22 protein-coding genes are annotated in these 23,116 nt (G+C 65.5%); 16 read left to right on the top strand and 6 right to left on the bottom strand.

All coding sequences use genetic code 11. From position 1 onward, the window contains the following. Nucleotides 1-4 precede the first annotated feature (4 nt). Nucleotides 5-1,144, bottom strand: coding sequence for an acyl-CoA dehydrogenase family protein (locus JQ572_RS16535; RefSeq protein ID WP_211384090.1), 1,140 nt, complete (start codon nucleotides 1,142-1,144; stop codon nucleotides 5-7). Nucleotides 1,145-1,290: 146 nt separating this feature from the next. Further along, nucleotides 1,291-2,490: an acyl-CoA dehydrogenase family protein gene (locus JQ572_RS16530; RefSeq protein WP_211384089.1), complete on the bottom strand. Its 1,200-nt coding sequence runs from the start codon at nucleotides 2,488-2,490 to the stop codon at nucleotides 1,291-1,293. 139 nt (nucleotides 2,491-2,629) lie between these two features. On the opposite strand from JQ572_RS16530, the gene JQ572_RS16525 reads away from it, so the two are divergent. Then, complete coding sequence (locus JQ572_RS16525) at nucleotides 2,630-3,175, top strand: carboxymuconolactone decarboxylase family protein (protein ID WP_211384088.1); 546 nt, start codon at nucleotides 2,630-2,632, stop codon at nucleotides 3,173-3,175. Nucleotides 3,176-3,264: 89 nt separating this feature from the next. Next, the gene (locus JQ572_RS16520; protein WP_211384087.1) at nucleotides 3,265-3,759 is read left to right on the top strand and encodes a VOC family protein; all 495 of its coding nucleotides are present in this window, start codon (nucleotides 3,265-3,267) and stop codon (nucleotides 3,757-3,759) included. Nucleotides 3,760-3,828: 69 nt separating this feature from the next. Here JQ572_RS16520 and JQ572_RS16515 read toward each other — a convergent pair whose 3' ends face one another. Together JQ572_RS16515 and JQ572_RS16510 are read right to left on the bottom strand one after the other, a co-directional pair. Continuing rightward, a complete protein-coding gene (locus JQ572_RS16515) occupies nucleotides 3,829-5,067 on the bottom strand; it encodes an MFS transporter (RefSeq protein ID WP_211384086.1) in 1,239 nt (412 codons plus the stop codon). 130 nt (nucleotides 5,068-5,197) lie between these two features. Then, complete coding sequence (locus JQ572_RS16510) at nucleotides 5,198-6,445, bottom strand: MFS transporter (protein WP_211384085.1); 1,248 nt, start codon at nucleotides 6,443-6,445, stop codon at nucleotides 5,198-5,200. Nucleotides 6,446-6,644: 199 nt separating this feature from the next. Between JQ572_RS16510 and JQ572_RS16505 the strand changes: the two genes are divergently transcribed. Then, complete coding sequence (locus JQ572_RS16505; RefSeq protein WP_211384084.1) at nucleotides 6,645-8,714, top strand: prolyl oligopeptidase family serine peptidase; 2,070 nt, start codon at nucleotides 6,645-6,647, stop codon at nucleotides 8,712-8,714. 177 nt (nucleotides 8,715-8,891) lie between these two features. Here the strand turns inward: JQ572_RS16505 and JQ572_RS16500 are convergent, their stop codons facing one another. Next, a complete protein-coding gene (locus tag JQ572_RS16500; protein ID WP_211384083.1) occupies nucleotides 8,892-9,566 on the bottom strand; it encodes a DUF938 domain-containing protein in 675 nt (224 codons plus the stop codon). Nucleotides 9,567-9,867: 301 nt separating this feature from the next. On the opposite strand from JQ572_RS16500, the gene soxX reads away from it, so the two are divergent. The 10 genes from soxX (at nucleotide 9,868) to JQ572_RS16450 (ending at nucleotide 17,327) form a co-directional block, all read left to right on the top strand. Further along, nucleotides 9,868-10,221, top strand: coding sequence for a sulfur oxidation c-type cytochrome SoxX (gene soxX / locus JQ572_RS16495; RefSeq protein WP_211384082.1), 354 nt, complete (start codon nucleotides 9,868-9,870; stop codon nucleotides 10,219-10,221). A 37-nt stretch (nucleotides 10,222-10,258) separates the two neighbouring features. Continuing rightward, nucleotides 10,259-10,744 carry a thiosulfate oxidation carrier protein SoxY gene (gene soxY, locus JQ572_RS16490; RefSeq protein ID WP_211384081.1) on the top strand — a complete coding sequence of 162 codons (486 nt, stop codon included), beginning with the start codon at nucleotides 10,259-10,261 and terminating at the stop codon, nucleotides 10,742-10,744. Nucleotides 10,745-10,755: 11 nt separating this feature from the next. Next, on the top strand, nucleotides 10,756-11,067 hold the full coding sequence (gene soxZ, locus JQ572_RS16485; protein ID WP_211384080.1) for a thiosulfate oxidation carrier complex protein SoxZ: 312 nt from the start codon (nucleotides 10,756-10,758) through the stop codon (nucleotides 11,065-11,067). Then, nucleotides 11,067-11,930: a sulfur oxidation c-type cytochrome SoxA gene (soxA, locus tag JQ572_RS16480; RefSeq protein WP_211384079.1), complete on the top strand. Its 864-nt coding sequence runs from the start codon at nucleotides 11,067-11,069 to the stop codon at nucleotides 11,928-11,930. Before soxZ ends, soxA begins: the two co-directional genes overlap by 1 nt. Next, nucleotides 11,927-12,244 carry a hypothetical protein gene (locus JQ572_RS16475; protein WP_211384078.1) on the top strand — a complete coding sequence of 106 codons (318 nt, stop codon included), beginning with the start codon at nucleotides 11,927-11,929 and terminating at the stop codon, nucleotides 12,242-12,244. Before soxA ends, JQ572_RS16475 begins: the two co-directional genes overlap by 4 nt. A gap of 55 nt (nucleotides 12,245-12,299) precedes the next feature. Then, nucleotides 12,300-14,045 carry a thiosulfohydrolase SoxB gene (gene soxB / locus JQ572_RS16470; RefSeq protein WP_211384077.1) on the top strand — a complete coding sequence of 582 codons (1,746 nt, stop codon included), beginning with the start codon at nucleotides 12,300-12,302 and terminating at the stop codon, nucleotides 14,043-14,045. A gap of 2 nt (nucleotides 14,046-14,047) precedes the next feature. Beyond that, a complete protein-coding gene (locus JQ572_RS16465) occupies nucleotides 14,048-14,506 on the top strand; it encodes a DsrE family protein (protein WP_211384076.1) in 459 nt (152 codons plus the stop codon). A gap of 153 nt (nucleotides 14,507-14,659) precedes the next feature. After that, nucleotides 14,660-15,700, top strand: a complete 1,041-nt coding sequence (locus JQ572_RS16460; RefSeq protein WP_211384075.1) for an MBL fold metallo-hydrolase — start codon at nucleotides 14,660-14,662, stop codon at nucleotides 15,698-15,700. A gap of 61 nt (nucleotides 15,701-15,761) precedes the next feature. After that, the gene (locus JQ572_RS16455; RefSeq protein ID WP_211384225.1) at nucleotides 15,762-15,962 is read left to right on the top strand and encodes a hypothetical protein; all 201 of its coding nucleotides are present in this window, start codon (nucleotides 15,762-15,764) and stop codon (nucleotides 15,960-15,962) included. Nucleotides 15,963-16,118: 156 nt separating this feature from the next. After that, a complete protein-coding gene (locus JQ572_RS16450) occupies nucleotides 16,119-17,327 on the top strand; it encodes an MFS transporter (protein WP_211384074.1) in 1,209 nt (402 codons plus the stop codon). Nucleotides 17,328-17,436: 109 nt separating this feature from the next. Here JQ572_RS16450 and JQ572_RS16445 read toward each other — a convergent pair whose 3' ends face one another. Then, nucleotides 17,437-18,762, bottom strand: a complete 1,326-nt coding sequence (locus JQ572_RS16445) for an MFS transporter (RefSeq protein ID WP_211384073.1) — start codon at nucleotides 18,760-18,762, stop codon at nucleotides 17,437-17,439. Nucleotides 18,763-18,905: 143 nt separating this feature from the next. Between JQ572_RS16445 and JQ572_RS16440 the strand changes: the two genes are divergently transcribed. Genes JQ572_RS16440 through JQ572_RS16430 form a run of 3 tightly spaced genes read left to right on the top strand, consistent with a single transcriptional unit; the run spans nucleotide 18,906 to nucleotide 23,090 of the window. Next, nucleotides 18,906-19,559 (top strand): ABC transporter ATP-binding protein, encoded by a 654-nt coding sequence (locus JQ572_RS16440; RefSeq protein WP_211384072.1) that lies wholly within the window; start codon nucleotides 18,906-18,908, stop codon nucleotides 19,557-19,559. Then, nucleotides 19,556-22,018 (top strand): ABC transporter permease, encoded by a 2,463-nt coding sequence (locus JQ572_RS16435; RefSeq protein WP_211384071.1) that lies wholly within the window; start codon nucleotides 19,556-19,558, stop codon nucleotides 22,016-22,018. Before JQ572_RS16440 ends, JQ572_RS16435 begins: the two co-directional genes overlap by 4 nt. Further along, nucleotides 22,008-23,090, top strand: coding sequence for a lipocalin-like domain-containing protein (locus JQ572_RS16430; RefSeq protein ID WP_211384070.1), 1,083 nt, complete (start codon nucleotides 22,008-22,010; stop codon nucleotides 23,088-23,090). Before JQ572_RS16435 ends, JQ572_RS16430 begins: the two co-directional genes overlap by 11 nt. Nucleotides 23,091-23,116 lie beyond the last annotated feature (26 nt).

Genomic DNA, 23,116 nt, shown 5'->3' with positions numbered 1-23,116 from the left:
CGCCTCAATACCCCCGCGCCCGGGCCAGCTGCTCGGTGTGGTAATTGGCGTCGCCGAACAATTCCTCGCACACCCGCGCGCGCTTCATGAAGAAGCCGATGTCGAACTGGTCGGTCATGCCCATGCCGCCATGCATCTGCACGCCTTCCTGCACCGCGCGGGTGGCGGTGGTGCCGGCGCGCGCCTTTGCGACTGCGACGGCTGACGTGGCCTTGGCAACGTCAGTATCCAGCGCCTGCAGCGCCTTCATCACGGCGGCGCGGGTGATCTCGATGTCGACATAGAGCTCGGCGGCGCGGTGCTGCAGCGCCTGGAATTCGCCGATCAGCTTGCCGAACTGCTTGCGGCTCTTCAGATACTCGACGGTGCGGCCGAACACCTCTTCGCTGAGGCCCACCATTTCGGAGGCGACCGCGCCGCGCCCGATGTCGAGCACGCCATCGAGCAGGCCGGCGCCCTGATCGATTTCGCCGAGCACGCTGTCGGCATTGACCTCGACATTGGCAAGCTCGATCCGTGCCGCGTTGTGCGCGTCCACCATGATGGTGCGCTCGATTGCAACGCCCTTGGCCTTGGGGTTGACCAGGAACAGCGTCAGCCCCTCGCGCTCGCCGGCCGAACCCGCGGTGCGCGCGGCGACGATGAAGAGGTCGGCGACGTGGCCGTCGACGACCAGTGCCTTGGCACCGCTCAGCCTGAAACCGTTGCCGGCGCGCACTGCCTGGAGGCTGGTCTGGAGCGGGCGATGCTTTGCGCCCTCGTCGATCGCGAGCGTCGCCAGCAGCGAGCCGTTGGAGATTTTTGGCAGGTACTCGGATTTCTGCGCGGCATTGCCGCCGCGGTTCAGCGCCGAGGCCGCGACCACGCTGGTGGCGAGGAACGGCGACGGCATCAAGGTGCGGCCGATCTCCTCCATCACCACGCCGGCCTCGACGAAGCCGAGACCAGAGCCGCCGAACTCTTCCGGCACCAGCAAGCCGGCAAAGCCCATCTCGGCGAAGGAATGCCAGAACTCCTTGGAGAAGCCGGTGGGATCCTTGCTATCGCGCAATTGGCGCAGATGCGGCACCGGCGCCTTGTCGCTGATCAGTCCACGCGCTGAATCGCGGAGCATCGATTGTTCTTCGGTGAGGACGAGGGCCATGTGCGTGGTTCCGATTCGAAATCTGTTTTTGCTTCGTCATTCCGGGATGGCCCGAAGGGCCAGACCCGGAATCCATTGAGCGGCAGAGTTGGTGGATGAATGGATTCCGGGTTCGCGCTTCGCGCGCCCCGGAATGACGCAAAGCCTCACGCCCCCGGCAGATCGAGGATACGCTTGGCGACGATGCCAAGCATCACCTCGCTCGTGCCGCCCTCGATCGAGTTGGCCTTGGTGCGCAGCCAGGCGCGCGGACGGGCGCCTTGCCTGGAGCGCTCGCTCTCCCATTCCAGCGCATCGACGCCGCCGGCCGACATCAGGATCTCGTAGCGGCGCTTGTTGAGCTCGGTGCCGTAATATTTCATCGCCGAGGAGAACGCCGGATGCGCCTGCCCCGCCTTGGCCAGATCGACCGCGCGCTCGGCGCAGGCCGCAAGCGCGGCTTCATCGACATCGAAGGTGGCGATCCGTCCGCGCAGCATCGCATCGTCGAGCCGCCCTTGCGCGTCGGCGCCGACGGAATCGGCCGCGATCTGGCCGAGCGGACGACCGACGCCGCGCTCGCCCATGCCCGAGATCATCGCGCGCTCGTGCTGAAGCAGGTATTTCGCGACGTCCCAGCCGCGGTTGACGGTGCCGACCACATGCGACTTCGGCACGCGGACGCCGTCGAAGAAGGTCTCGCAGAACGGCGAGTAGCCTGAGATCAACAGAATCGGCTTGGTCGTCACGCCCTTCGAGGTCATGTCGAACAGGATGAAGCTGATGCCGTCGTGCTTCTTCGCCGTGGAATCGGTACGGACGAGACAGAATATCCAGTCGGCGTAATTGGCGTAGGAGGTCCAGATCTTCGACCCCGTGATGACGAAGTCGTCGCCGTCGCTCTCGGCGCGGGTCTGGAGCGACGCGAGATCGGAGCCGGCGTTCGGCTCGGAATAGCCCTGGCACCAGCGGATCAGGCCCGCCGCGATCTTCGGCAGATGTTCCTGCTTCTGCGCCTCGTTGCCGTATTTGAGCAGCGCCGGCCCGAGCATCCAGATGCCGAAGCTCGACAGCGGCGGACGCGCGCCGATCTTCGCCATCTCCGCGCGCAACACCTTGTGCTCGGCCGCGCTCAGACCGCCGCCGCCATATTCCCTAGGCCAGTCCGGCACGGTCCAGCCCCTGTCGCGCATGCGCTCGAACCAGATGCGCTGCGGCTCGGAGGAGAACCTCGTATTGCGTCCGCCCCAGAACACGTCTGCGTCGGAGGTCGCGGGCTTGCGCATCTCCGGCGGGCAATTGGCTTCGAGCCAGGCGCGCGTCTCGCTGCGGAATTGTTCGAGATCAGCCGTTTCAGAATCTGTCATGCGTCGTTTCCATCAGGCAAAATCGACTTATTGGTCGCGACTCTGGGCCATCGTCTCGTGGAATTCAACCACTTCCGTGCCGCTGCATTCGGCTATAGTCGCGGCCACGGCGAGGCTTGAAAACAAAGAGGAAACAACAATGCGCCTGAAACTTCTTTCGCCTGGCGAAATGAACGAGAGCCAGCGGCAGACCTATGACGAGTCGATTGCCGGCAAGCGCGGCAAGCCGCCGGCGCCGATGATGGCCTGGCTCAACAGTCCCGACATGGCGCGTCATGCCACGCGGCTCGGCGAGGTCCTGCGCTACGACACGATATTCCCGGCAAAGCTTTCGGAGATCGCGATCCTGGTGACGGCGCGGCACTGGACCGCTCATTACGAATGGTATGCGCACAAGCGCCTCGCGCTTGCAGGCGGCATGAAGCCCGAGATCATCGACGCCATCCGCGACCGCCGCACGCCTGAGTTCGACGACCCCAAGGGCAGGATGATCTACGACGTGGCAAAGTCGCTGCATGAGGGCCACGGCGTCGAGAAGGGCCTCTATCATGAGGCCGTGAAGCTGCTCGGCGAGCGCGGCGTGGTCGAGGTGATCGGGCTGTGTGGCTATTACACGCTGGTGTCGATGACGCTGAACACGTTCGAGTTCGGCCTGCCCGAGGGCGAGGTGTCGGAGCTGGCTTGATTGCCCAACCGGAAACGCTGGGTTTCGGGATGGGCCGGTAGCACTGTCCCGAGGCCCGCCTTATGTGAGGTGATCAACGGAGCAGCACCATGTCGCAAAACCAAGCCGTCCATGCCGGCACCAGGATCGGCCACGTCCACCTCAAGGTCGCCGATCTCGATCGCGCGCTCGGCTTCTATTGCGGCGTGCTCGGTTTCGAGCTGATGCAGCGCATGGGGTCGGGCGCGGCGTTCATCTCGGCCGGCGGCTATCACCACCACATCGGGCTCAACACCTGGGAGAGCAAGGGCGGCTCGCCGCCACCGCCAGGCACCACCGGGCTCTATCACACCGCGATCCTCTATCCGACGCGCCCCGCGCTGGCGGACGCGCTGCACCGCGTGCTGTCGGCGGGCATTGCGTTGGATGGGGCGAGCGACCATGGCGTGTCCGAAGCGCTGTATCTGCGCGATCCGGACCAGAATGGCGTGGAGCTGTATCGGGACCGGCCGAAGGAGCAGTGGCCGTTCGGGCCGGACGGCAAGCTTGCGATGATCACCAAGCGGCTGGACGTCGAGGAGCTGCTGCGACAGCGGGAGGCGTGACGCCGCTTTCGCCTCTCGTCATTGCGAGCGCAGCGAAGCAATGACGGAGTGTGTCGAGGCGCCGCGTCTCTACGAAGTCTTCGCGTGTGGCGCACCCCGCACCATGATCAGCGCCGCGGCCGCCACCTCCAGCGCGATGCAGAGATAAAACGGCAGCGAATAGCCGCCGGAGAGATCGCGCAGGAAGCCGACGACGCCGGGACCGAAGGCATAGGTCACCTGGTTGATCGCGGTGTTGAGGCTGATCAGCACGCCGAACGAGGCGGAATCGAACTCCTGCTGGACGATCAGCGACGGCAGGGTGATGAGGTTGCCGACCGAGAAGCCGAACACCGCGCAGGCCGCGATCAGCACGTAGTCGTTGTGCAGGTTGATGACGACCAGAAGCGCCGCCGCCTGGCTCAGGAACGACAGCGCGGAGGCGAGGCGCTGGTTGATCCGGTCGATCACCAGCGAGAACAGCACCCGGCCGACCACGGCCATCGCCGTCAGCACCGCGACAGCCACGGCGGCGCGCTCGCGCCCGATCACGGGATCGAGGAACGAGATCAGGTGGACGATGAAGCCGACCTGCGCGAACAGCACCAGCGCGAAGGCGATCGTCACCGTGAGGAAGCCAACGTCGCGCAGCGCGGCCTTGCGGATCTGCGCCGACGATTGCGGCTTCGCATTCGTCGCCGCGTGCCAACCATGCAGATCAGGCGGCCGGCCGACGACGATCAGGATCACCGGCACGAGCAGCATCAGCATGGCGCCGGCGACGCTAAACATCGCACTGGCGAAGCCGGTATGGCCGATCAAGGTCACCAGCAGCGGCACGCCGACGATGCCGCCGAAGCTTGCGCCGTTCAGCGCGAGGCTGATGGCCATGCCGCGCTTGTGGTCGAACCACAGGCTGATGGTGTTGGTGATCATGGCCAGACTGGTGCCGGCCCAGCCGAAGGCGAGCACGGCATCGGCGAGATAGAGCTGCCAGGGCTCGCGCACCGCGCCGATCGCGACCGCGGCGGCCGCCATCGCCAGCGTGCCCGCGATCAGGCAGAGCCGCGGACCATATTTCCGGACGGCTTCGCCGACGAACACGACGAGCAGCGCGCCGAACAGATAGAAGAACGTCGTGCCCGAGGAGATCAGCGAGGCCGACCAGCCGTGCGCACGCTGGAGCTCGGCGACGTAGACGCTCTGGCCGTAGAAGCCGAGCCCCCAGCCGAAGGTCGCGAGTAGGAAGCAGACCGCGACGATGCGCCAGCCTTCGTAACGGAGGGAGGATTCGTCGATCGGTGCGCCGTGACGGGGATTGTCGAGCATTTGCGCTTCTCCTTCGCATCCCCCGCGTTGTGATTTTCTGTCCATGACGACCATCATGTATCGACGTGGGAGCAGAAAATCACTTCGACCGCGATCGAAGTATCAACGCTGCTGACAGCCTCCTGCCAACTCAGATCGCATCCGGGAACTCGCCCATCGCCGCTTCCAGCCGCGCCTTGCGGCGGCGCGCCCTGGAGACCAGCAAGAGCACGACGAGGCCGAGCACCACCGGCGGGAACACCACCATGTTCACCGCGGACCAGCCGTAATTGGCGAGCAACTGGCCGGACGAGAACGAGCCGATCGCCATCATGCCGAACACCAGGAAATCGTTGAAGGCCTGCACCTTGTTGCGCTCCTGCGGCCGGTGCGTCTCCAGCACCAGCGCGGAGGCGCCGATGAAGGAGAAATTCCAGCCGATACCGAGCACGATCAGCGTGGCCCAGAAGTGCATCGCGGTGATGCCGGAAAGACCGATGGTGGCCGCTCCGGCTTCCAGCAACAGGCCAATCGCGACGGTCTTGGGCGCGCCGAGGCGGCTTATCAGCGCGCCCGTAAAGAAGCTCGGCCCGTACATGGCGACGATGTGCCATTGAATGCCGAAATTGGAATCGCTGACGCTCAGCCCGCACAGCTTCATGGCGAGCGGCGCCGAAGTCATCACCAGGTTCATCATGGGATAGGAGATGACGCCGCACAAAGCGGCCGCGATGAAGCGCGGTTGGGTCACGATCGTCATGAGCGGACGGCCGCCATGCAGATCGGCCGGGGCCGGCTTCGGCATGTCGACGCCGGCGACGATGCCCATGGCGACCAACGCCACCGCCGCCTGCACCAGGAAGCTGAAGGCGAACAGATAGGGCGACCAGACGTCCATGGTCCATTGCACGAGCTGCGGACCGAGCACGCCGGCAAACACGCCGCCCGCCATCACCCACGACACCGCCTTGGGCCGGTAAGCTGCGCTGGCGCCGTCGGCGGCGGCGAAGCGATAGGATTGCGCCACCGCGCCGTAGAGACCGCCGAGGAAGGTCGCCAGACAGAACAGCGCGAACGAGCCGCGCAGGATCGCGAAGGAGCCGCACAGGCCGGTGAGCGTGCCCAGACCCGTGCCGACGATGAAGGCGGCGCGGCGGCCGAAGCGGCGCGAGATCGCACCGGTCGGCAGCGTGCCAGCGGCGAGCCCAAGCACATACATCGAGATCGGCACGGTCGCGAACGACATGTCCGGCGCGAGCGTGGCGCCGACGATCGAGCCCGTCGCGAAGATCACCGCCGAGTTGGCGCCGGTCAGCGCCTGCGCGGCGGCAAGGCGCACCACGTTGGCGCGCACGCGGACGTCGTCGACGATCTCGTTGGCTGAAGTCACGTCTAGCATCGGCATTTCCGCCCCAAAGGGCCTTCAAGGGGCTCTGTTGATTCCCGGCACTATGGAGGGGCGCGGGAGGGCGGGCAACCGGCGCAAACGGGCGCAGGCCATGCCTCTGACGCAATCAAACGGATGATAGCGGGCCGCGCTCTTGACGGCTTGCGCTCGATCAAATCCTATCCGCCGCAATCTTCCGGGAGTTTCGTTCATGACCGTCGACGACAGGCCCACGCTCAGCGCTCCCGACGACGATCCCTGGCTCTGGCTGGAGGAGATCGAAGGCAAGCAGGCGCTCGATTTCGTCGCGCGGCAGAACAGCCTGACGCTCGACGCGTTCGGCGGCGCGGCCTTCGCGCGCGACCGCGACATTCTCGCGGCGATCTACGATCGCCCGGATAACATTCCCTATGTCAGCCGGCGCGGCGACGATCTGCACAACCTCTGGAAGGACGCCACCAATCCGCGCGGCCTGTGGCGGCGGACCACGCTGGCGGAATTTCGCAAGGCCGATCCGGCGTGGGAGATCATGCTGGATGTCGACCGGCTCGCGGCGAAGGAAGGCGAAGACTGGCTGCTGAGCGGCATCGCCACGATGCCGGGAAGCTCGCGCGCCATTCTGAGCCTGTCGCGCGGCGGCAGCGACGCCGTGACCTTGCGCGAATTCGACCTCGATACGAAGAGCTTCGTTGCGGACGGTTTTGCGTTGCCGGAAGCGAAAGGCGGCGTGGACTGGCTCGATGCCGACGCGCTGCTGCTGGCGAGCGCCCATGGCGAGGGCATGGCGACGACATCCGGCTATGCACGAACCGTGCGGCTGTGGCGGCGCGGCCAACCGGTCGAACAGGCCACGGTGCTGTTCGAAGCCTCGGCGAGCGATATGGCGGCGTATTGCCATGTCGATCGCATGACATCAAACCGAACGATATGGTTCGGCCGCATGCTGGATTTCTTCAACTTCAGCGTCTCGATCGGAGACCAGACCGGTCCGCTCTCGAAGATGGACCTTCCCACCAACATAGAACTGCAAGCCCAGGGCGACTGGCTCACGGTCAAGCCGCGCGCGGATTGGCCGGTGGACGGACGGACGTACAAGGCCGATGCCGTGCTCGGCATCTCGCTTTCGGTCTTTCTGGCCGGCGGCCGCGAATTCACGGTGCTGTTCGAGCCGGCGCCGCGCCGCGCCGTCCAGGGCTTCTTCTGGGCGGCAGACAGGCTGGTGCTCTCGATCCTCGACGAGCTCAGGCCGCGCTTCGAGATCTGCACGCCATCAGCCACCGGCTGGAGCCGCGAGACGCTTCCCGGCCTGCCGCAGATCGGCGTCGTCGACATCTGGCCGCTCGACCGCCATCCCTCCGAAAGCAATGGCGATTTGCTCGCCAATGTGCAGGACCCGCTGACGCCGCCGTCGCTGCTGCTGATGGAACGCGGCGTTGCAGGTCCGACCGTGCTGAAACAGGCGCCGAAGACGTTCACCGCCGACGGTCTGGTGGTGACGCAGCACGAGGCGATCTCGATCGACGGCGAGCGCATTCCCTATGTTCAGACCGGTCCCGCCGGCGAGACCGGGGATGCGCCGGTCTATATGAGCGCCTATGGCGGCTTCGCCCATTCGGTGAAGCCCTATTACAACGCCTCGCTCGGCAAGCTGTGGCTGGAGCGCGGCGGCACGACGGTGCAGGCGAATTTGCGCGGCGGCGGCGAATTCGGCACGCGCTGGCACGATGCCGGCCGGCTCGCCGGCAAGAAGCTGTCGCATGATGATTTCGCGGCCGTTGCCGCCGATCTGGTCCGCCGTGGCGTGACGCGCGCAAAGCGCATCGCCGCGCAAGGCGGATCGAACGGCGGAATCCTCATCACCAACATGCTGGTGCGCTACCCCGAACGGTTCGGCGCGCTGTTCTGCACCATCCCGCTGATCGACATGCGCCGCTACACCAGGCTGCTCGCCGGCGCGAGCTGGATCGCGGAATATGGCGACCCAGACAAGCCGGAGGAGTGGGACTGGCTGAAGACCTACTCGGCCTATCACAACGTCAAAGCCGGCCAAACCTATCCGCCGATCCTGATCGCCACCACGCGGCGCGACGACCGCGTCCATCCCGGCCATGCGCGCAAGATGACGGCAAAACTCCAGGCGATGGGTTATGAGGCCTGGTTCTACGAGCCGGAAGCCGGCGGCCACGGCTACGGCAAGGACAACAGGGAGCGCGCCGGCTTCGAGGTGCTCGGCTTCCGGTTCCTGAAGGACAAGATCGGCTGGCGGGACGGCGAGGCGTGACGGGCTAGTGTTCTGAGATGCAGGAGCTTCGCGGCCATCCTTCGAGACGTCGCTCCGCGACTCCTCAGGATGAGGTCTCGTTTCGCGGCGAAGTCCTAGACCCTCATGGTGAGGAGCGCCGCCTTACGGCGCGTCTCGAACCATAGAGGCCGAGCGGCTTCGCAGCAACGCCGCGCCTCAAGCCCGCGCAAACACCAGCGTGAGATTATTGGCGGGCATGTCGATCGTATCGACGAGACGGAGGCCAACCCCGCGAGCGAGCGTCTCGACATCGCTGATGTCGCGCACGCCCCAATCGGGATTGCCTTCGCGCAAGGACGTGTCGAACACCGCATTGCTGAGCGCAGTGTGCTTGCCGTCGCGCTTGAACGGGCCGTAGAGGAACAGCTTGCCGTCCGCCCGCAGGTGGCGGCCGGCGCCGGCGAACAGGCCCTCGGCCACGCTCCATGGCGCGATGTGGATGACATTGGCGCAGAACAATGCGGCAAGGCTTGTCGGCGCCTGTCCGCTTTTCATCTCAGGACACCAGTCCGGATCGGTGAGATCGATCCGCAGCGGCGAGCGGATGTTTTGCAGGCCCGAATGAACGCGCCAGGCCTCGATGCTCTTGAGGTGGCGCTGGTTGAGGTCGCTGGGCCACCAGATCAGGCCCGGCGAATGGCGGGCAAAATGGACCACATGCTGGCCGGTTCCGCTGCCGAGCTCGACGACGTTGCCGGTGCAGCCCGCAAGATGCTTCTGCAGTGCTGCCCAGAGCGGTTCGTGATTGCGATGAAATGCCGGCGCATCGAGCCGGCCGTCCGGCTCGACCCGTCCGCCATCCCTGCCAAATTCGACGACATAGTCCGCCAAGTGAGGTCCCCTTGAAAAAACGAGAACGCGATGAAAACAGGATGAGCGCCCAAACGCCTAGGAAACACGTCGAGGAAACACGTCCAGGAAATACGCCGAGAAAACAGCCGCCCCCCGCGCCAGTGACCTTACTCTCGGGGCCAAACCCGCCGAACAGACAATCTCTTTAGTTGCAATGCGGAAGATATTAACTCCATTTTGCCCCGTGCATAGTCTTGATTGTCAGGCGATGCCCTTTGTGCTTTGGAACGCTTCTATTTCCGCGATCGAGACCAACGACATAACGCCTCGGAATGACGCCTTGACCGCTTTTTCCCGGACGCCTGCCCTGCTCCTCCTGCTGGCCTTCGCCGCCGGCCTCGCCGGCCCGGCGCTGGCGCAATCCGCCGTGGCCGAGGGCCAGAAGCTCGCCTTCGACCGCGGCAAGGGCAATTGCCTGACCTGCCACGTCATCAAGGGCGGCGACCTGCCGGGCACGATCGGGCCGGAACTGAAGGACCTCAAGGCGAAGTACCCCGACCGCAACGAGCTGAGCGCGATCATCTTCGACGAGACCAAGCGCAATCCGCAGACCATGATGCCGCCGTTCGGCCGGAACAGGATTTTGACCGAGCAGGAAATCAGCGCGATCGTTGATTTCCTGCAAACACTGTGACCGCCGGCACGCCAAGAGATTGTCCAGGAGAACTCTGATGACCACGACCACCGGCCCTCATCCGACGCGGCGCCTGCTCCTTCAGGGCGCGGCCTCGGTCGCGCTGCTCGGCCTTGGCAATCTGCCGTTCGCTCCCGCCCGCGCCGCGGCCAACGACAAATATCCGGAAGACGCCTTCAAGCAGAAGAACGAGGCCGATGCGATCAAGGCGCTCTATGGCAAGACCGCCGAGCCGTCCGACAAGGTCAAGCTCGATGCCCCCGAGATCGCCGAAAACGGCGGCGTCGTGCCGATCTCGGTGACGACGACGCTCGACAAGGTCACCTCGATCTCGTTCTTCGTGGCCGAGAATCCGAACGCGCTCGCGGCAAGCTACAGGATTCCCGACGGCACCATGCCGAGTGTCGCCAACCGCCTGAAGATGGCAAAGACCACCAAATTGACCGCGATCGTGGAAGCCGACGGCAAGCTCTACAGCGCGACCAAAGAGGTCAAGGTCACCGTCGGCGGCTGCGGCGGCTAGGGAGAACCGAGATGGCATCCAGCATTCGCGTCCGCGCCACCGCCAACGGCGACACCACCGAGGTGCAGGCGCTGATCCAGCATCCCATGGACTCCGGCTTCGTCAAGGATTCCAAGGGCGAACTGATCCCGGCGCATTTCATCCAGGAGCTGAAGTTCGAATGTAACGGCAAGGACGTCTTCATCGCCGATTGGGGCACCGCGGTCTCCAAGGACCCCTACGTCAAGTTCAGCTTCAAGGGCGCCAGGAAGGGCGACGACCTCAAGGTATCCTGGACCGACAACAAGGGTGCGTCGGATACGACCACCGCGAAGATCTCGTGATGAAGGCCCGGTCCGCCCTCCTGCTTGGCTCGCTCGGCGCCGCGCTCGTCGCGTTCGCCCTCACCTCTCCGCGCGTGGTGGCCGCCGACAAGGTCGATCCCGTGGCCGACGCGAAAGCGTTCCAGAACTTCTTCTTCCAGAAATTCCCCAACGTGAAGCACGAGGATTTCGTCAACGGTCCCTATTCGATGAATGCCGACATGAAGCGGCAGTGGCAGGAGAAAGAGGAATTCCCGCCTTACGAGTTCGCGCTCGACGCCGGCAAGGACATGTTCACGACGCCGTTCAAGAACGGCAAGACCTATGCCGACTGCTTCCCGAACGGCGGCATCGGCATCCGCCAGAACTATCCTTACTTCGACACGAAGGAAGGCAAGGTCGTCACGCTGGAGCTCGCGCTCAACCGCTGCCGCGAAGCCAATGGCGAGGCGCCCTATTCCTACGTCAAGGACGAGATGGCCTCGCTCACCGCCTACATGGCGTTCACCTCGCGCGGCAAGCCGATGGACATCAAGATTCCCGATGATCCGCGCGCACTGGCGGCATTCGAGAACGGCAAGCGTTATTTCTACACCCGCCGCGGCCAGATGAATTTTTCCTGCGCGAGCTGCCATGTGCAGAGCCCGGGCGAACGTATCCGCGCCGAGATCCTGGCGCCGGCGCTCGGCATCCTGAACGCGATGCCGATCTACCGCTCCGAATGGAGCGGCATGGGCACGACCAGCCGCCGCTTCGTCACCTGCAACAGCCAGACTCGCGCGGTTCCGCTGGAGCCGCAGGCGGATGAATATCGCGACGTCGAATATTTCCTCTCCTACGTCGCCAACGGCCTGCCGATATCGGGCCCGGGAGCGCGGCCATGAAGTGGTCATTTGTCCTGGCCATGCTGCTCGCCCCCATGCTCGCCCTGGGCCTCGCGCCGGCGGCGCGCGCGGCAAATGAGGCGGATTACAAGGCGGCCTACGCTGCCGCGGACGCCGCATCGAAGGAGGCTGCCGGCTTGCGTCACCAATGGACCGTGACCGTCTCGGCGCTGGCCGCGGCGAAGAAGGCGGGGGACGGCGGCGATTTCGACCGTGCCGTGGCCGCAGCCAGGGAGGCCGAGGCGCTGGCCAAGGCGTCGATCTTCCAGGCCACGTCCGAAAAAGAAGCCTGGAAGGCGATGGAAATCCGCTAGACTGTTCGCCAGTGGAACAGCCTTGCGACCATTGAGGGGCGCGGAGAATTTCTGGATGGCGATCCGCCGCCGCGATTTCCTGAAGGGTGCAGGCCTTGCGGCCGCATCGCTCGGCCTGCCGCAGCTCGCGCGCGGCGCCGAGACCGCCGGCATCTACGACCTCGAACGGTTCGGCAATGCGCGGGTCCTGCACCTCACCGACACCCATGCGCAGCTCAATCCGGTCTATTTCCGCGAGCCCAGCGTCAATATCGGCATCGGCGAGATGGCGGGCCGGCCGCCGCACCTGGTCGGCCGCGCCTTCCTCGAGCGATTCGGCATCCGGCCCAACAGTGCCGATGCCTACGCCTTCACCTGCCTGGAGTTCGAGAAGTCCGCGGGCCGCTTCGGCAAGCTCGGCGGCTTCGCTCATCTGAAGACACTGGTCGATCGTCTGCGCAGCGATGTCGGCGAGGCCCGTTCGCTGCTCGTCGACGGCGGCGATCTCTGGCAGGGCACCGGGCTTGCCAATGTCATGCAGGGCCGCGACATGGTCGAGGTCGCCAATCTGCTCGGCATCGAGGCGATGACCGGGCATTGGGAATTCACCTATGGCGAGCAGGTGCTGCGCGACAATCTCGAGCGCTTCAAGGGCGAGTTTCTGGCGCAGAACGTCTTCCTGACCGAGGAAGCCGCCTTCAACGACGCGATCGCCTTCGACAAGGCCACGGGGCGCGTGTTCAAGCCGTCTGTGATCAAGGATCTCGGCGGCCATCGCGTCGCGATCGTCGGCCAGGCTTTCCCTTACGTGCCGATCGCACATCCAAAACGGTTCACGCCGGACTGGACCTTCGGCATCCGCGAGGAGGAATTGCAGAAGCACGTCGACGCGTTGCGCGGCCACGACAAGGTCGATGCCGTGATCCTGCTGTCCCATAACGGCATGGATGTCGACCTCAAGCTCGCGAGCCGGGTCACCGGCATCGACGTCATCCTCGGCGGTCACACCCATGACGCCGTGCCGCAGCCCATCCCCGTGAAGAATGCCGGCGGCACGACGCTCGTCACCAATGCCGGCTCCAACGGGAAGTTTTTGGGCGTGCTCGATCTCACGCTCGAAAAAGGCAAGGTCGGCGACGTCCGATATCATCTGCTGCCGGTCTATTCCGAGCTGCTCAAGCCCGACCCCGCCATGGCCGAGCTGATCGGGCGACTGCGCGCCCCGCACGTCACCGACTGGTCGGAGAAGGTCGCAACGCTCGACCGCCTGCTCTATCGCCGCGGCAATTTCTCCGGCCCCGTCGACGAATTGATCTGCACCGCGCTGCGCACCGAGCTCGACGCCGAGATCGCGCTGTCGCCGGGCTTTCGCTGGGGCGTCACCGCGCTGTCCGGCCAGGCGCTGACCATGGAGGATGTGCTCGCGGAAACCGCGATCACCTATCCCGAGACCTATGTGCAGGCGATGACCGGCGGCCAGATCAAGGACGTGCTGGAAGACATCTGCGACAATCTCTTCAATGCCGATCCATACTACCAGCAGGGCGGCGACATGGTGCGCGCCGGCGGGCTCAGCTACACCTGCACGCCGACGGCCGCGATCGGCAGCCGCATCTCCGATCTCAAGCTCGGCAACGGCAAAGCCCTCAGCGCGAACCACCGCTACAAGGTCGCCGGCTGGGCCTCGATCAACGGCCAGCAAGGTGCGCCGGTGTGGGACGTCGTCGGCAAATATCTGCGCTCGGGCCGGACGTTGCCGGAACGGCTTGGGTACGGCGTCACGTTGAAAGGCGTCGAGGACAACCCCGGCATTGCGGAATAGTGATGATGCAGTCGCTCGTCTTTCGCGCGCTGGCGCTTGTGCTGCTCACCTGCGCCGCGACACCGCTCGCTTTTGCGCAACAGGTGCCGCTGCAGGACAAGCCGTTCGCCGAGCACAGGATCGTGCTGCAGCTCTCCGACGGCGACGCGAAGAAGCAGGCGCTGGTGCTCAGCGTCGCCAACAATTTGCTGAAGGCCTACGATCCCGACAAGGTCGCGATCGAGGTGGTGGCGTTCGGCCCCGGCATCGCTCTGCTGCTGTCCGGCAGCGAACGCCGCAAGCAGGTGGAAAGCCTGATCGCGCAGGGCGTGCGCTTCGATATCTGCCTCAACACGGTCGATACGATGGAGCGGGAGACGGGCAAGCGGCCTGAGTTCATTCCCGCTGCTACGCCGGTGCAGGTCGGGGTCGGGCAGATCCTGTTCCTCAGCGAGAACGGGTATACGCTGGTGCGGCCGTAGGGCCCTCCCCCGTCGAGTTTGAGGGCAGGACAGGAGCTCGTCACCGCAATAAGAATCTTCTAAATTTTCTTGTTTGCACAGTGAATTGCTTCTCTTTATAGCCCTCGGCATAGTAGAATCTTGGAAATCAGTTCCATTGCCGGACTCCCTGCCATGATCTTCCGCCAACTCTTCGACAGCGTTTCGGGCACCTACAGCTACGTCCTCGCGAGCCGCCCCGGCGGCGAGGCGCTGATCCTCGATCCCGTGCTGGAGAAGGTCGACCGCTACTGCCAGCTGCTGCGCGAGCTCGACCTCAAGCTGGTCAAGGCGGTGGACACGCATCTCCACGCCGACCACGTCACTGGCCTCGGCGAGTTGCGCGACCGCACCCATTGCATGACCGTGATGGGCGACCAGACCAAGGCCGACGTTGTGGCGATGCGGGTCGCCGACGGCGACAAGGTGACGATCGAGGGCCTGTCGCTCGACGTGATGTACACGCCCGGCCACACCGACGATTCCTATTCCTATCTGATGGGCGACCGCGTCTTCACCGGCGACACGCTGCTGATCCGCGGCACCGGCCGCACCGACTTTCAGAACGGCTCGTCGCGTGCGCAGTACGAGTCGATCTTCAACCGCCTGCTCAAGCTGCCCGACGAGACGATGGTGTTCCCGGCGCACGACTACAAGGGCGACACCGTCTCCACCATCGGCGAGGAGAAGCGCTACAATCCGCGGCTCCAGGTGCGCTCGGTCGACGAATATATCGAGCTGATGGCCAATCTGAAGCTGCCCAATCCGAAGATGATGGACGTCGCGGTGCCCGCCAACATGCATGTCGGCCTGCATCAGGAGGAGCTGGAGAAGGAGGGCCGCGCGCTGAGCGCGGTCGAGGCGATCCGCGTCCTCGGGCGACCCGATATCCTGCTGGTCGATCTGCGCGAGACCAACGAGCGGATGAAGCACGGCATGCTCGAGGGCGCACTGCACACGCCCTATCCGTCCGTCGAGGATAGCCTGAAGCCCGGCGGCATGCTGCGCGAGGTTGCGGCCGCGACGGGCCGCCGCGTCGTGTTCTTCTGCGCCTTCGGCGAACGCTCGGCGATGGCGGTGGCCGCCGCCAAGGAGGCCGGGCTCACCAACACCGCGCATATCGCCGGTGGCATCGACGCCTGGAAGAAGGCCGGCGGGCCGGTGGTGCACGGCTGACGTCGTTGTCGCGACCCTTGAGATAGGTCAGGCTCTCCACATGTTTTCGGGATAGGGTCGGATGACGCATCACCATCCGGGACCAGCCATGGCCAAGATCGGCAAGCCGAGCGCGCCGCCCAAAATTGCGGACGACAAGCCAGCGGAAGACAAGGCGAAGAAGCCCCTGCCTCCGCGCGACACCGACGACGATGATTACGAGGACGGCGACATCGCGACGCCGAAGCGCGACCGCTACGGGCCGGATGACGAGCCCCTGTAAGCAGCGATCGACGGCGGACGTTCTAAACACCTGCTCGCGCTGCAAACTCCGCCTTCGCCCCGACCCGCGCTAGCTGCCATGCGCCCGCGTTCATGGACAAATAACCGCTGTGCCCGATAGTTTGCGCGTCCCCAAGGAACGTAAAACGGAACTGCAATGGTCGACGTTCTCGCTGCACCGCAGCAAGGCAAGGCGGACAGTGCACTGCGCACGCTGACCGGAATCTCGATCGCGCATTGGGTCAGCCATTTCCATCTGCTGGTCCTGCCGATGCTGTTTCCGTTCCTCAAAGGCCAGCTCGGCGTCGGCTATATCGAGCTCGGCTTCGCGCTCACCGTGTCCGCGGTGGTGTCGGGGCTGACGCAGGCGCCGACCGGCTATCTCGTCGATCATTTTGGCGCGCGAAGGATCCTGCTGGGCGGCCTCACGCTCGGCGGCGTCGCGCTGATCCTGCTCGGCCTGCACCTCAGCTACGCCTCGCTGATCGCCTGCGCCGTGCTGCTCGGGCTCGCCAACAGCGTCTACCATCCCGCCGACTACGCCATCCTCGCCGAGCACATGGACGAGGCGCGGATGGGCCGCGCCTTCTCGATCCACACCTTTGCCGGCTACTTCGGCGGCGCGGTGGCGCCGGCGATTGTCGCCGCGCTGGTTGTCGTGTCCGGCGGTGTCGGGGCTTTGATCGCAGCGGGTGCGACCGGCGTTGCGGTGGCGTTGCTGCTGGTCGTCATGAACATTCCCGATGCCGGTGCCCACAAGGCAAAGCCGGGCGCAGCGAACGCGCCGAAGCAGGCCGTGATCACCCCGGCGCTGATCACGCTCACGGCGCTGTTCATGCTGCTCAGCCTGTCGGTCGCCGGCATCAACAATTTCGGCGTGGTGGCGCTGATGAGCGGCTATGGCACGTCCTATTCGGCCGCCAATATCGCGCTCACCGCGTTTCTCGGCGCCAGTGCAGCGGGCGTGCTCGCGGGCGGCTTCCTCGCCGACCATACCGAGCGTCACGGCTACGTCGCCGCGGCCTGCTTTGCCGCGAACGCGGGAATCGTGCTGCTGATCGCTTTGGTGACGCTGCCGGGCTGGGCTTTGACCGCGACGATGACGGCCGCGGGCTTCCTCTCCGGCGTGATCGCGCCCTCGCGCGACATGCTGGTGCGTAATGCCGCGCCGCCCGGTGCCGCCGGCCGCGCCTTCGGCATCGTCTCCACCGGCTTCAATCTCGGCGGCATCGTCAGCCCGCTGCTGTTCGGCTGGATCATGGACCAGAGCGCGCCGCACTGGGTATTCGGGGCGTCCGTGATCTTCATGCTCGCAACGGTGGTGCTGTCGCCGTTCACCGAACGGCGGGCGAAAACCGGTTCGTGAGCGGCGAAGGTCGCTACAAATTCAATCGTCGTCCCGCATCAACACACTGGATGTCGTCCCGACCTTTGCCGGGACGAAGCTATTGATTGGAGCGGGCGAAACACCGACCCTACGTCGGCGACACCGCGCCCTTCAACGCGCCGGCCTGCGGCGCGGCGGCGCCGGTCAGCCGGGCCTTTTCAGTGTTCGGCCAGAGCAGGAGCAGCCCGAGCAGACCGGAGCCGACCATGATCGCGGCGTTGATGGTGAAGCCGGTCATGTAGCCGTCGAGCATGCTGCCGGCCCGCTGGATCACGGTGCCCATCACGGCGGGCGCGATGATGCCCGAAAGCGTGTAGAGCGCGCCGTAGATTGCGAGGATCGCGCCGCGTTGCGAGGTCGGCGTGAACTCGCCGAGCATCGGCGGGCAGACCACGTAGATGGCGCCGCACAGGCCCGTTCCGACCACGAGCAAGGTGAGCTGAAGGGCCGCGCCTTGGACATACGGCATCGTGGCCAGGATCAGGCCGCCGATGACCAGCGGCACGGAGCCGAGCACGCCGCGGGCGATGCGCGTGGTCGAGCCGCGGGCCATCATCAGCTGCGAGATCCAGCCGGTCAGGATCACGATGGTGGCGCCGAACAGCCATGGCAGGGTCGAGATCCAGCCGGCCTGGCTCTGCGAGAAGCCGAGGCCCTTGATGATGAACGGCGTGAACCAGGTCAGCCCGAGCGACAGCGCCCAGTAAGCGCCGAACGTCGCCGCGACGCAGCCGAGGAACGTGCGGGAGGTGAGCAGCTGAATGTAGGGAATCTTCGTCTCGGCCGCCGCCAGAGCCTGGGTATCCTCGAGCGGGCCTTCCTTGCCGAACGCGAGCCAGGCACAGACCCACATCAGGCCGACGACACCGAGCGCGCCGAAGGCGTAGTGCCAGGAATGATTGACGATGACCCAGTTCAGCGCCGGCACCGCGAGGATGACGCCGAAGGCCGAGCCCTGCGACAGGATCGCGGTCGGCAGCGTCCGCTTCTCGTCGGGAAACCATTTGTAGATCGCGTGCGCGGCGACCGAGAAGGCCGGGCCTTCGCCCGCGCCCAGCACGATGCGGCAGATCAAGAGCGTGGTGAAGGAGACGGTGCCGACCATCGGAAACTGCGCCAGCGCCCAGACCACCGCGAGCGCGAGCAGCACCCAGCGCGTCGGCACCTTGTTGACGATGAAGCCGACAACGATCGCGGAGATCGAGAACAGGAAGAAGAACGAGGAGCCGAGCAGGCCAAACTGCTCCGGCTCGAGCTTCAGGTCCGACATGATCGGCACGCCGGCGAGGCCGACGACGATCTTGTCGGCGAAGTTTACCAGCATGAACAGAAACAGCAGAAAGGTGACGGTCCAGGCTCCCTTTGGCGTCCCGGTCGTCTCGCTCGCCACCTTGGGCGTTCCTTGAGCGCTCATGATTCTCCCCGTCGTCTTTTTGGCACTTTTTTGATTTGGTCGTTTTGCGAGCTAACAACGGCTTCGAGACCAACGCAACCCGGCATTTCCGCAGCAGGTGTGCTACGCAGCAATTCCGTTAATTCCTTCCGGCGCCATCCATCGTGCTGAGTATCCGAAACCTCTCCAAGACATTCTCTTCGGCCGGCGAGCCGGTCCATGTGCTGCGCGGTGTCGATCTCGATCTCAAGGCCGGCGAACGCGTCGCGCTGACCGGCGAGTCCGGCAGCGGCAAGAGCACGCTGCTGCACCTCGTCGCGGGGCTCGATGCCGCCGATGGCGGCACGATCCGGCTGGACGACACCGAGGTCACCAAGCTTTCCGATGCCGGGCGCGCGCAGCTGCGCCGCGACCGGATCGGCCTGGTTTTTCAGCAGTTCAATCTGATCCCGAGCCTTTCCGTCGCGGATAATCTCGCCTTCCAGGCGCGGATCGCCGGCCGCCACGATGCGGCCTGGTCCAGGGAATTGATCGAGCGGCTCGGTCTCGGCAGCCTGCTCAAGCGTTATCCGGAACAATTATCAGGCGGACAGCAGCAACGGGTCGCGATCGGCCGAGCGCTGGCGACAAGGCCATCGTTGCTGCTCGCGGACGAGCCGACCGGCAATCTGGATGAGTCGACCGCCGAGGACGTGCTGGCCCTGACGCGCGATCTCGTCATCCGCACCGGCTGCGGCTTCCTGATGGTGACGCACAGCCTGCATCTGGCCGCAACGCTCGACCGCCAAGTCACCTTGCACGCGGGGCGGATCGCATGAAGCGCGCGCTGTGGATCCTCGCGGTGCTGCTCAGCCATTGGCGGCGCCACAAGATGCAGTTTGCGACGCTCCTGATCGGGCTGATCGCGGCGACCGCGCTGTGGAGCGGCGTGCAGGCGATCAACCAGCAGGCCCGCAACGCCTATGATCGCGCGGCGGCAACGTTCGGCGGCACTCGCACGGCGATGCTGGTCGCACCTGATACCGCGACTTTCTCGCAGGACCTTTTCGTCAAGCTCCGCCGCGCCGGCTGGCCGGTCTCGCCGATGCTGGAGGGACGCGTCCAGATCAACGGACGCGCAGTGCGATTGCTCGGCATCGAGCCGGTGACGTTGCCGGCCGATGTCGGCAACGCGCCGCGCCTTGGTGCTTCGGATCTGGGCAGTTTTGTTGCCGCGCCGGGCCAGACATTGGTCGCGCAAGAGACGCTTGCCGATCTGCAGGAACAGCAAGGCGCGGCACCCGCGATCAGCAGCGGCGCAAAACTGCCGCCGCTGCGCGTATTGCCCCAGCTCGTGCCCGATGTGCTGGTGGTCGACATCGGCGTGGCGCAGCGGCTGCTGAACAAGCCGGACCAGGTCTCGCGGCTGCTGATCGGCAAGCCCAGGGGCAAGCTCGCACCGCTGGCAAGCGTCGTCGGCGAGCAATTGCAGCGGGTCGAGCCCAATGCGGAGACGGAGCTGGAACGCCTCACCGACAGCTTCCATCTCAATCTCACGGCCTTCGGCCTGCTGTCGTTCTTCGTCGGCCTCTTCATCGTCAACTCCGCCGTCGGCCTCGCTTTCGAACAACGGCTCCCGATGCTGCGGACGTTGCGAGCCTGCGGTGCCTCGGCGCGTCTGGTCAACACCGCGCTGGTGGTCGAGCTGGTGGCATTGGCACTGATCGCCGGACTGATCGGGCTCGCCTGCGGCTATTTCATCGCGGCTGCGCTCTTGCCCGACGTTGCGGCGTCGCTGCGCGGGCTCTACGGCGCGCAGATCCCGGGACAGCTCAGCTTGCGACCTGAATGGTGGCTCGCCGGCATTGGCATCAGCATTGCCGGCGCGCTTGTTGCGGCGGCGACCAGCCTGATCAAGGCGATCAGGATGCCGGTGCTGGCCACCGCGCAGCCGCATGCCTGGCAGCAGCGACAGCGCCGCTGGCTGATCCTGCAGAGCGGAGCGGCCTGCGCCGTGTTCGCGGTCGCACTGTTGCTGCTTCACTACGGACAATCGCTGATCGCGGGCTTCGGCGTGCTGGCAGCGCTGATGCTCGGTGCGGCACTGATCTTGCCGGCCTTCCTCGAGATCCTCCTGCTCGCGGGCCAGCGTTTCGCACGGGGCCCGCTGGCGCTGTGGTTCTGGGCGGACAGCCGCCAGCAGCTTTCCGGATTGTCGCTGGCACTGATGGCGCTGCTGCTCGCGCTCGCCGTCAACGTCGGGGTCTCCACCATGGTGGAAACGTTCAGCCGCACCTTCATCGGCTGGCTCAACGGACGGCTCGCGGCCGACGTCTACATCAGCGCCTCCGACAATGCGCAAGGCGTCGCGATCCGGAGCTGGCTGAAGGAGCGTAGCGACGTGCAGGCGATCCTCTCGGGCGGGCGCGCCGAGACGCAGGTTCAGGGCCAGCCGGTCGAATTGCTCGGCCTACCCGATCACCCGCTCTATCGCGAGCGCTGGCCGCTGCTGGAAGCCGCGCCGCGCGCCTGGACCCTGCTCGTGCCGGGCAACGCCGCCTTCATCAGCGAGCAGCTGAGCCGGCGCCTGAACGTCCGGGTCGGCGATGTCATCGACGTCCCGGCGCCGGGCGGGAGCTGGGAGCTCGACATCGCCGGGATCTATGCCGATTACGGCAACCCCAAGGGGCAGCTCGCCGTCAACGTCGCCGCGCTCATTCGACAGTTTCCGCAGACGCCGCAGACGCGGATCGGCCTCATCGTCGCGAAGCAGAACATCCCAGGCCTGATCGCGGCGTTGCAGAAGCAGTTTGCGCTCGACGACCGCAGCGTCGCCGACCAGGCGACGGTGAAGGCGGAATCGATCCGCATCTTCAACCGCACCTTTGCGGTGACGTCTGCGCTGAACGCCTTCACGCTCGGCGTCGCGGGCATCGCGCTGCTGACCAGCCTGCTGACGCTGGCGAATTCCCGCCTGCCGCAGCTCGCGCCGCTGTGGGCGATCGGCATCACGCGGCCGCGCCTCGCCGCGATCGAGCTGACCAAGACGCTGTCGGTCGCGCTGTTCACATCGCTCCTTGCCGTGCCGCTCGGACTGCTCGTGGCGTGGTGCCTGATCGCGATCGTCAACGTGAAGGCGTTCGGCTGGCGGCTGCCGTTCCACGTGTTTCCGCTGCAACTGGTGGGGCTGGTCGCGGTGGCGCTGGTCGCGTCGCTGCTTGCGGCACTGCTGCCGATGATAAGGCTGGCGCGGATGCAACCGGCGAACCTCGTCAAGGTGTTTGCCAATGAGCGCTGACAAAATCTCGCGGCGCGCTTTGTTCGGCGGCATCGCTGCGCTCGCGCTTGCACGCCGTGCGGGCGCGCAAGGCTATGCCGGGCTCGGCGAGACGGCCGACGGCTTTGCGAAGGTCACGCCGGGAAAGACGTTCGCCTTTCCCGCCGATCACGGGCCGCATCCTGATTTTCGCATCGAGTGGTGGTATCTCACGGCAAATCTCGTCGACGCGAGCGGCGCGGCTTGCGGCCTGCAATGGACGCTGTTCCGTCAGGCGGCGCAGCCGGGACCGCAGGGCGAAGGCTGGGCCAATCAGCAGATCTGGATGGCGCACGCCGCAGTGACGCGCGCGGACACCCACCGCTTCAACGAGGTATTTTCCCGCGGCGGGATCGGACAGGCCGGCGTCACGGCAAAACCGTTTGCGGCCTGGATCGACGATTGGGAGATGAAGGGTCTCGAGCGCAGCGACGATCGCACCCTGGCGCCGCTGACGCTGAAGGCCGCGGGTACCGACTTCAGCTACGCGCTGACACTGGAGGCCGATCGTCCCGTGGTGCTGCAGGGCGATGGCGGCTACAGCCGCAAGTCGGAGCGCGGGCAAGCGTCGTACTATTACAGCCAGCCGTTCTACCGCGCGCGGGGCACGCTCACCATCGACGACAAGCCGGCCGATGTCTCCGGCCAGGCCTGGATGGACCGCGAATGGAGCAGCCAGCCGCTCGACGCCGACCAGACCGGCTGGGACTGGCTGTCGCTGCACCTGTCATCCGGCGACAAGCTGATGCTGTACCGGCTGCGGCAGAAGGACGGCCGGAATTATCCGTTCGGCAACTGGATCACCGCCGCAGGCGGCACGCAGATGATTGCAGGCAACGACATCCAGATGTTTCCGAGCGCAACGGCGGAGGTTGCTGGACGCAAGCTGCCGGTGGAATGGCAGATCGCGATTCCCTCGCGGTCGTTCTCGATCCGCTGCAAGCCGCTCAATCCCAAGGCCTGGATGGGGACCGGCTTCTCCTATTGGGAAGGACCGATCAGCTTCGCCGGCACGCATGACGGCGTTGGCTATCTCGAGCTGACCGGGTATTGAACCGCGACCTCTTCAAAGGGATTCGC

The sequence above is a fragment of the Bradyrhizobium sp. SZCCT0153 genome, assembly GCF_018129995.1.
GTDB lineage: Bacteria > Pseudomonadota > Alphaproteobacteria > Rhizobiales > Xanthobacteraceae > Bradyrhizobium > Bradyrhizobium japonicum_G.
The sequence above is the reverse complement of the archived record's forward strand: the minus strand, read 5'-3'. Positions and strand labels throughout refer to the sequence as shown.

Excerpts from the sequence above, each read along its gene's own strand:
- JQ572_RS16535 (WP_211384090.1), bottom strand. The coding sequence starts at position 1,144 with ATGGCCCTCGTCCTCACCGAAGAACAATCGATGCTCCGCGATTCAGCG.
- JQ572_RS16530 (WP_211384089.1), bottom strand. The coding sequence starts at position 2,490 with ATGACAGATTCTGAAACGGCTGATCTCGAACAATTCCGCAGCGAGACG.
- JQ572_RS16525 (WP_211384088.1), top strand. The coding sequence starts at position 2,630 with ATGCGCCTGAAACTTCTTTCGCCTGGCGAAATGAACGAGAGCCAGCGG.
- JQ572_RS16520 (WP_211384087.1), top strand. The coding sequence starts at position 3,265 with ATGTCGCAAAACCAAGCCGTCCATGCCGGCACCAGGATCGGCCACGTC.
- JQ572_RS16515 (WP_211384086.1), bottom strand. The coding sequence starts at position 5,067 with ATGCTCGACAATCCCCGTCACGGCGCACCGATCGACGAATCCTCCCTC.
- JQ572_RS16510 (WP_211384085.1), bottom strand. The coding sequence starts at position 6,445 with ATGCTAGACGTGACTTCAGCCAACGAGATCGTCGACGACGTCCGCGTG.
- JQ572_RS16505 (WP_211384084.1), top strand. The coding sequence starts at position 6,645 with ATGACCGTCGACGACAGGCCCACGCTCAGCGCTCCCGACGACGATCCC.
- soxY (WP_211384081.1), top strand. The coding sequence starts at position 10,259 with ATGACCACGACCACCGGCCCTCATCCGACGCGGCGCCTGCTCCTTCAG.
- soxZ (WP_211384080.1), top strand. The coding sequence starts at position 10,756 with ATGGCATCCAGCATTCGCGTCCGCGCCACCGCCAACGGCGACACCACC.
- soxA (WP_211384079.1), top strand. The coding sequence starts at position 11,067 with ATGAAGGCCCGGTCCGCCCTCCTGCTTGGCTCGCTCGGCGCCGCGCTC.
- JQ572_RS16475 (WP_211384078.1), top strand. The coding sequence starts at position 11,927 with ATGAAGTGGTCATTTGTCCTGGCCATGCTGCTCGCCCCCATGCTCGCC.
- soxB (WP_211384077.1), top strand. The coding sequence starts at position 12,300 with ATGGCGATCCGCCGCCGCGATTTCCTGAAGGGTGCAGGCCTTGCGGCC.
- JQ572_RS16465 (WP_211384076.1), top strand. The coding sequence starts at position 14,048 with ATGATGCAGTCGCTCGTCTTTCGCGCGCTGGCGCTTGTGCTGCTCACC.
- JQ572_RS16460 (WP_211384075.1), top strand. The coding sequence starts at position 14,660 with ATGATCTTCCGCCAACTCTTCGACAGCGTTTCGGGCACCTACAGCTAC.
- JQ572_RS16455 (WP_211384225.1), top strand. The coding sequence starts at position 15,762 with ATGACGCATCACCATCCGGGACCAGCCATGGCCAAGATCGGCAAGCCG.
- JQ572_RS16450 (WP_211384074.1), top strand. The coding sequence starts at position 16,119 with ATGGTCGACGTTCTCGCTGCACCGCAGCAAGGCAAGGCGGACAGTGCA.
- JQ572_RS16445 (WP_211384073.1), bottom strand. The coding sequence starts at position 18,762 with ATGAGCGCTCAAGGAACGCCCAAGGTGGCGAGCGAGACGACCGGGACG.
- JQ572_RS16435 (WP_211384071.1), top strand. The coding sequence starts at position 19,556 with ATGAAGCGCGCGCTGTGGATCCTCGCGGTGCTGCTCAGCCATTGGCGG.
- JQ572_RS16430 (WP_211384070.1), top strand. The coding sequence starts at position 22,008 with ATGAGCGCTGACAAAATCTCGCGGCGCGCTTTGTTCGGCGGCATCGCT.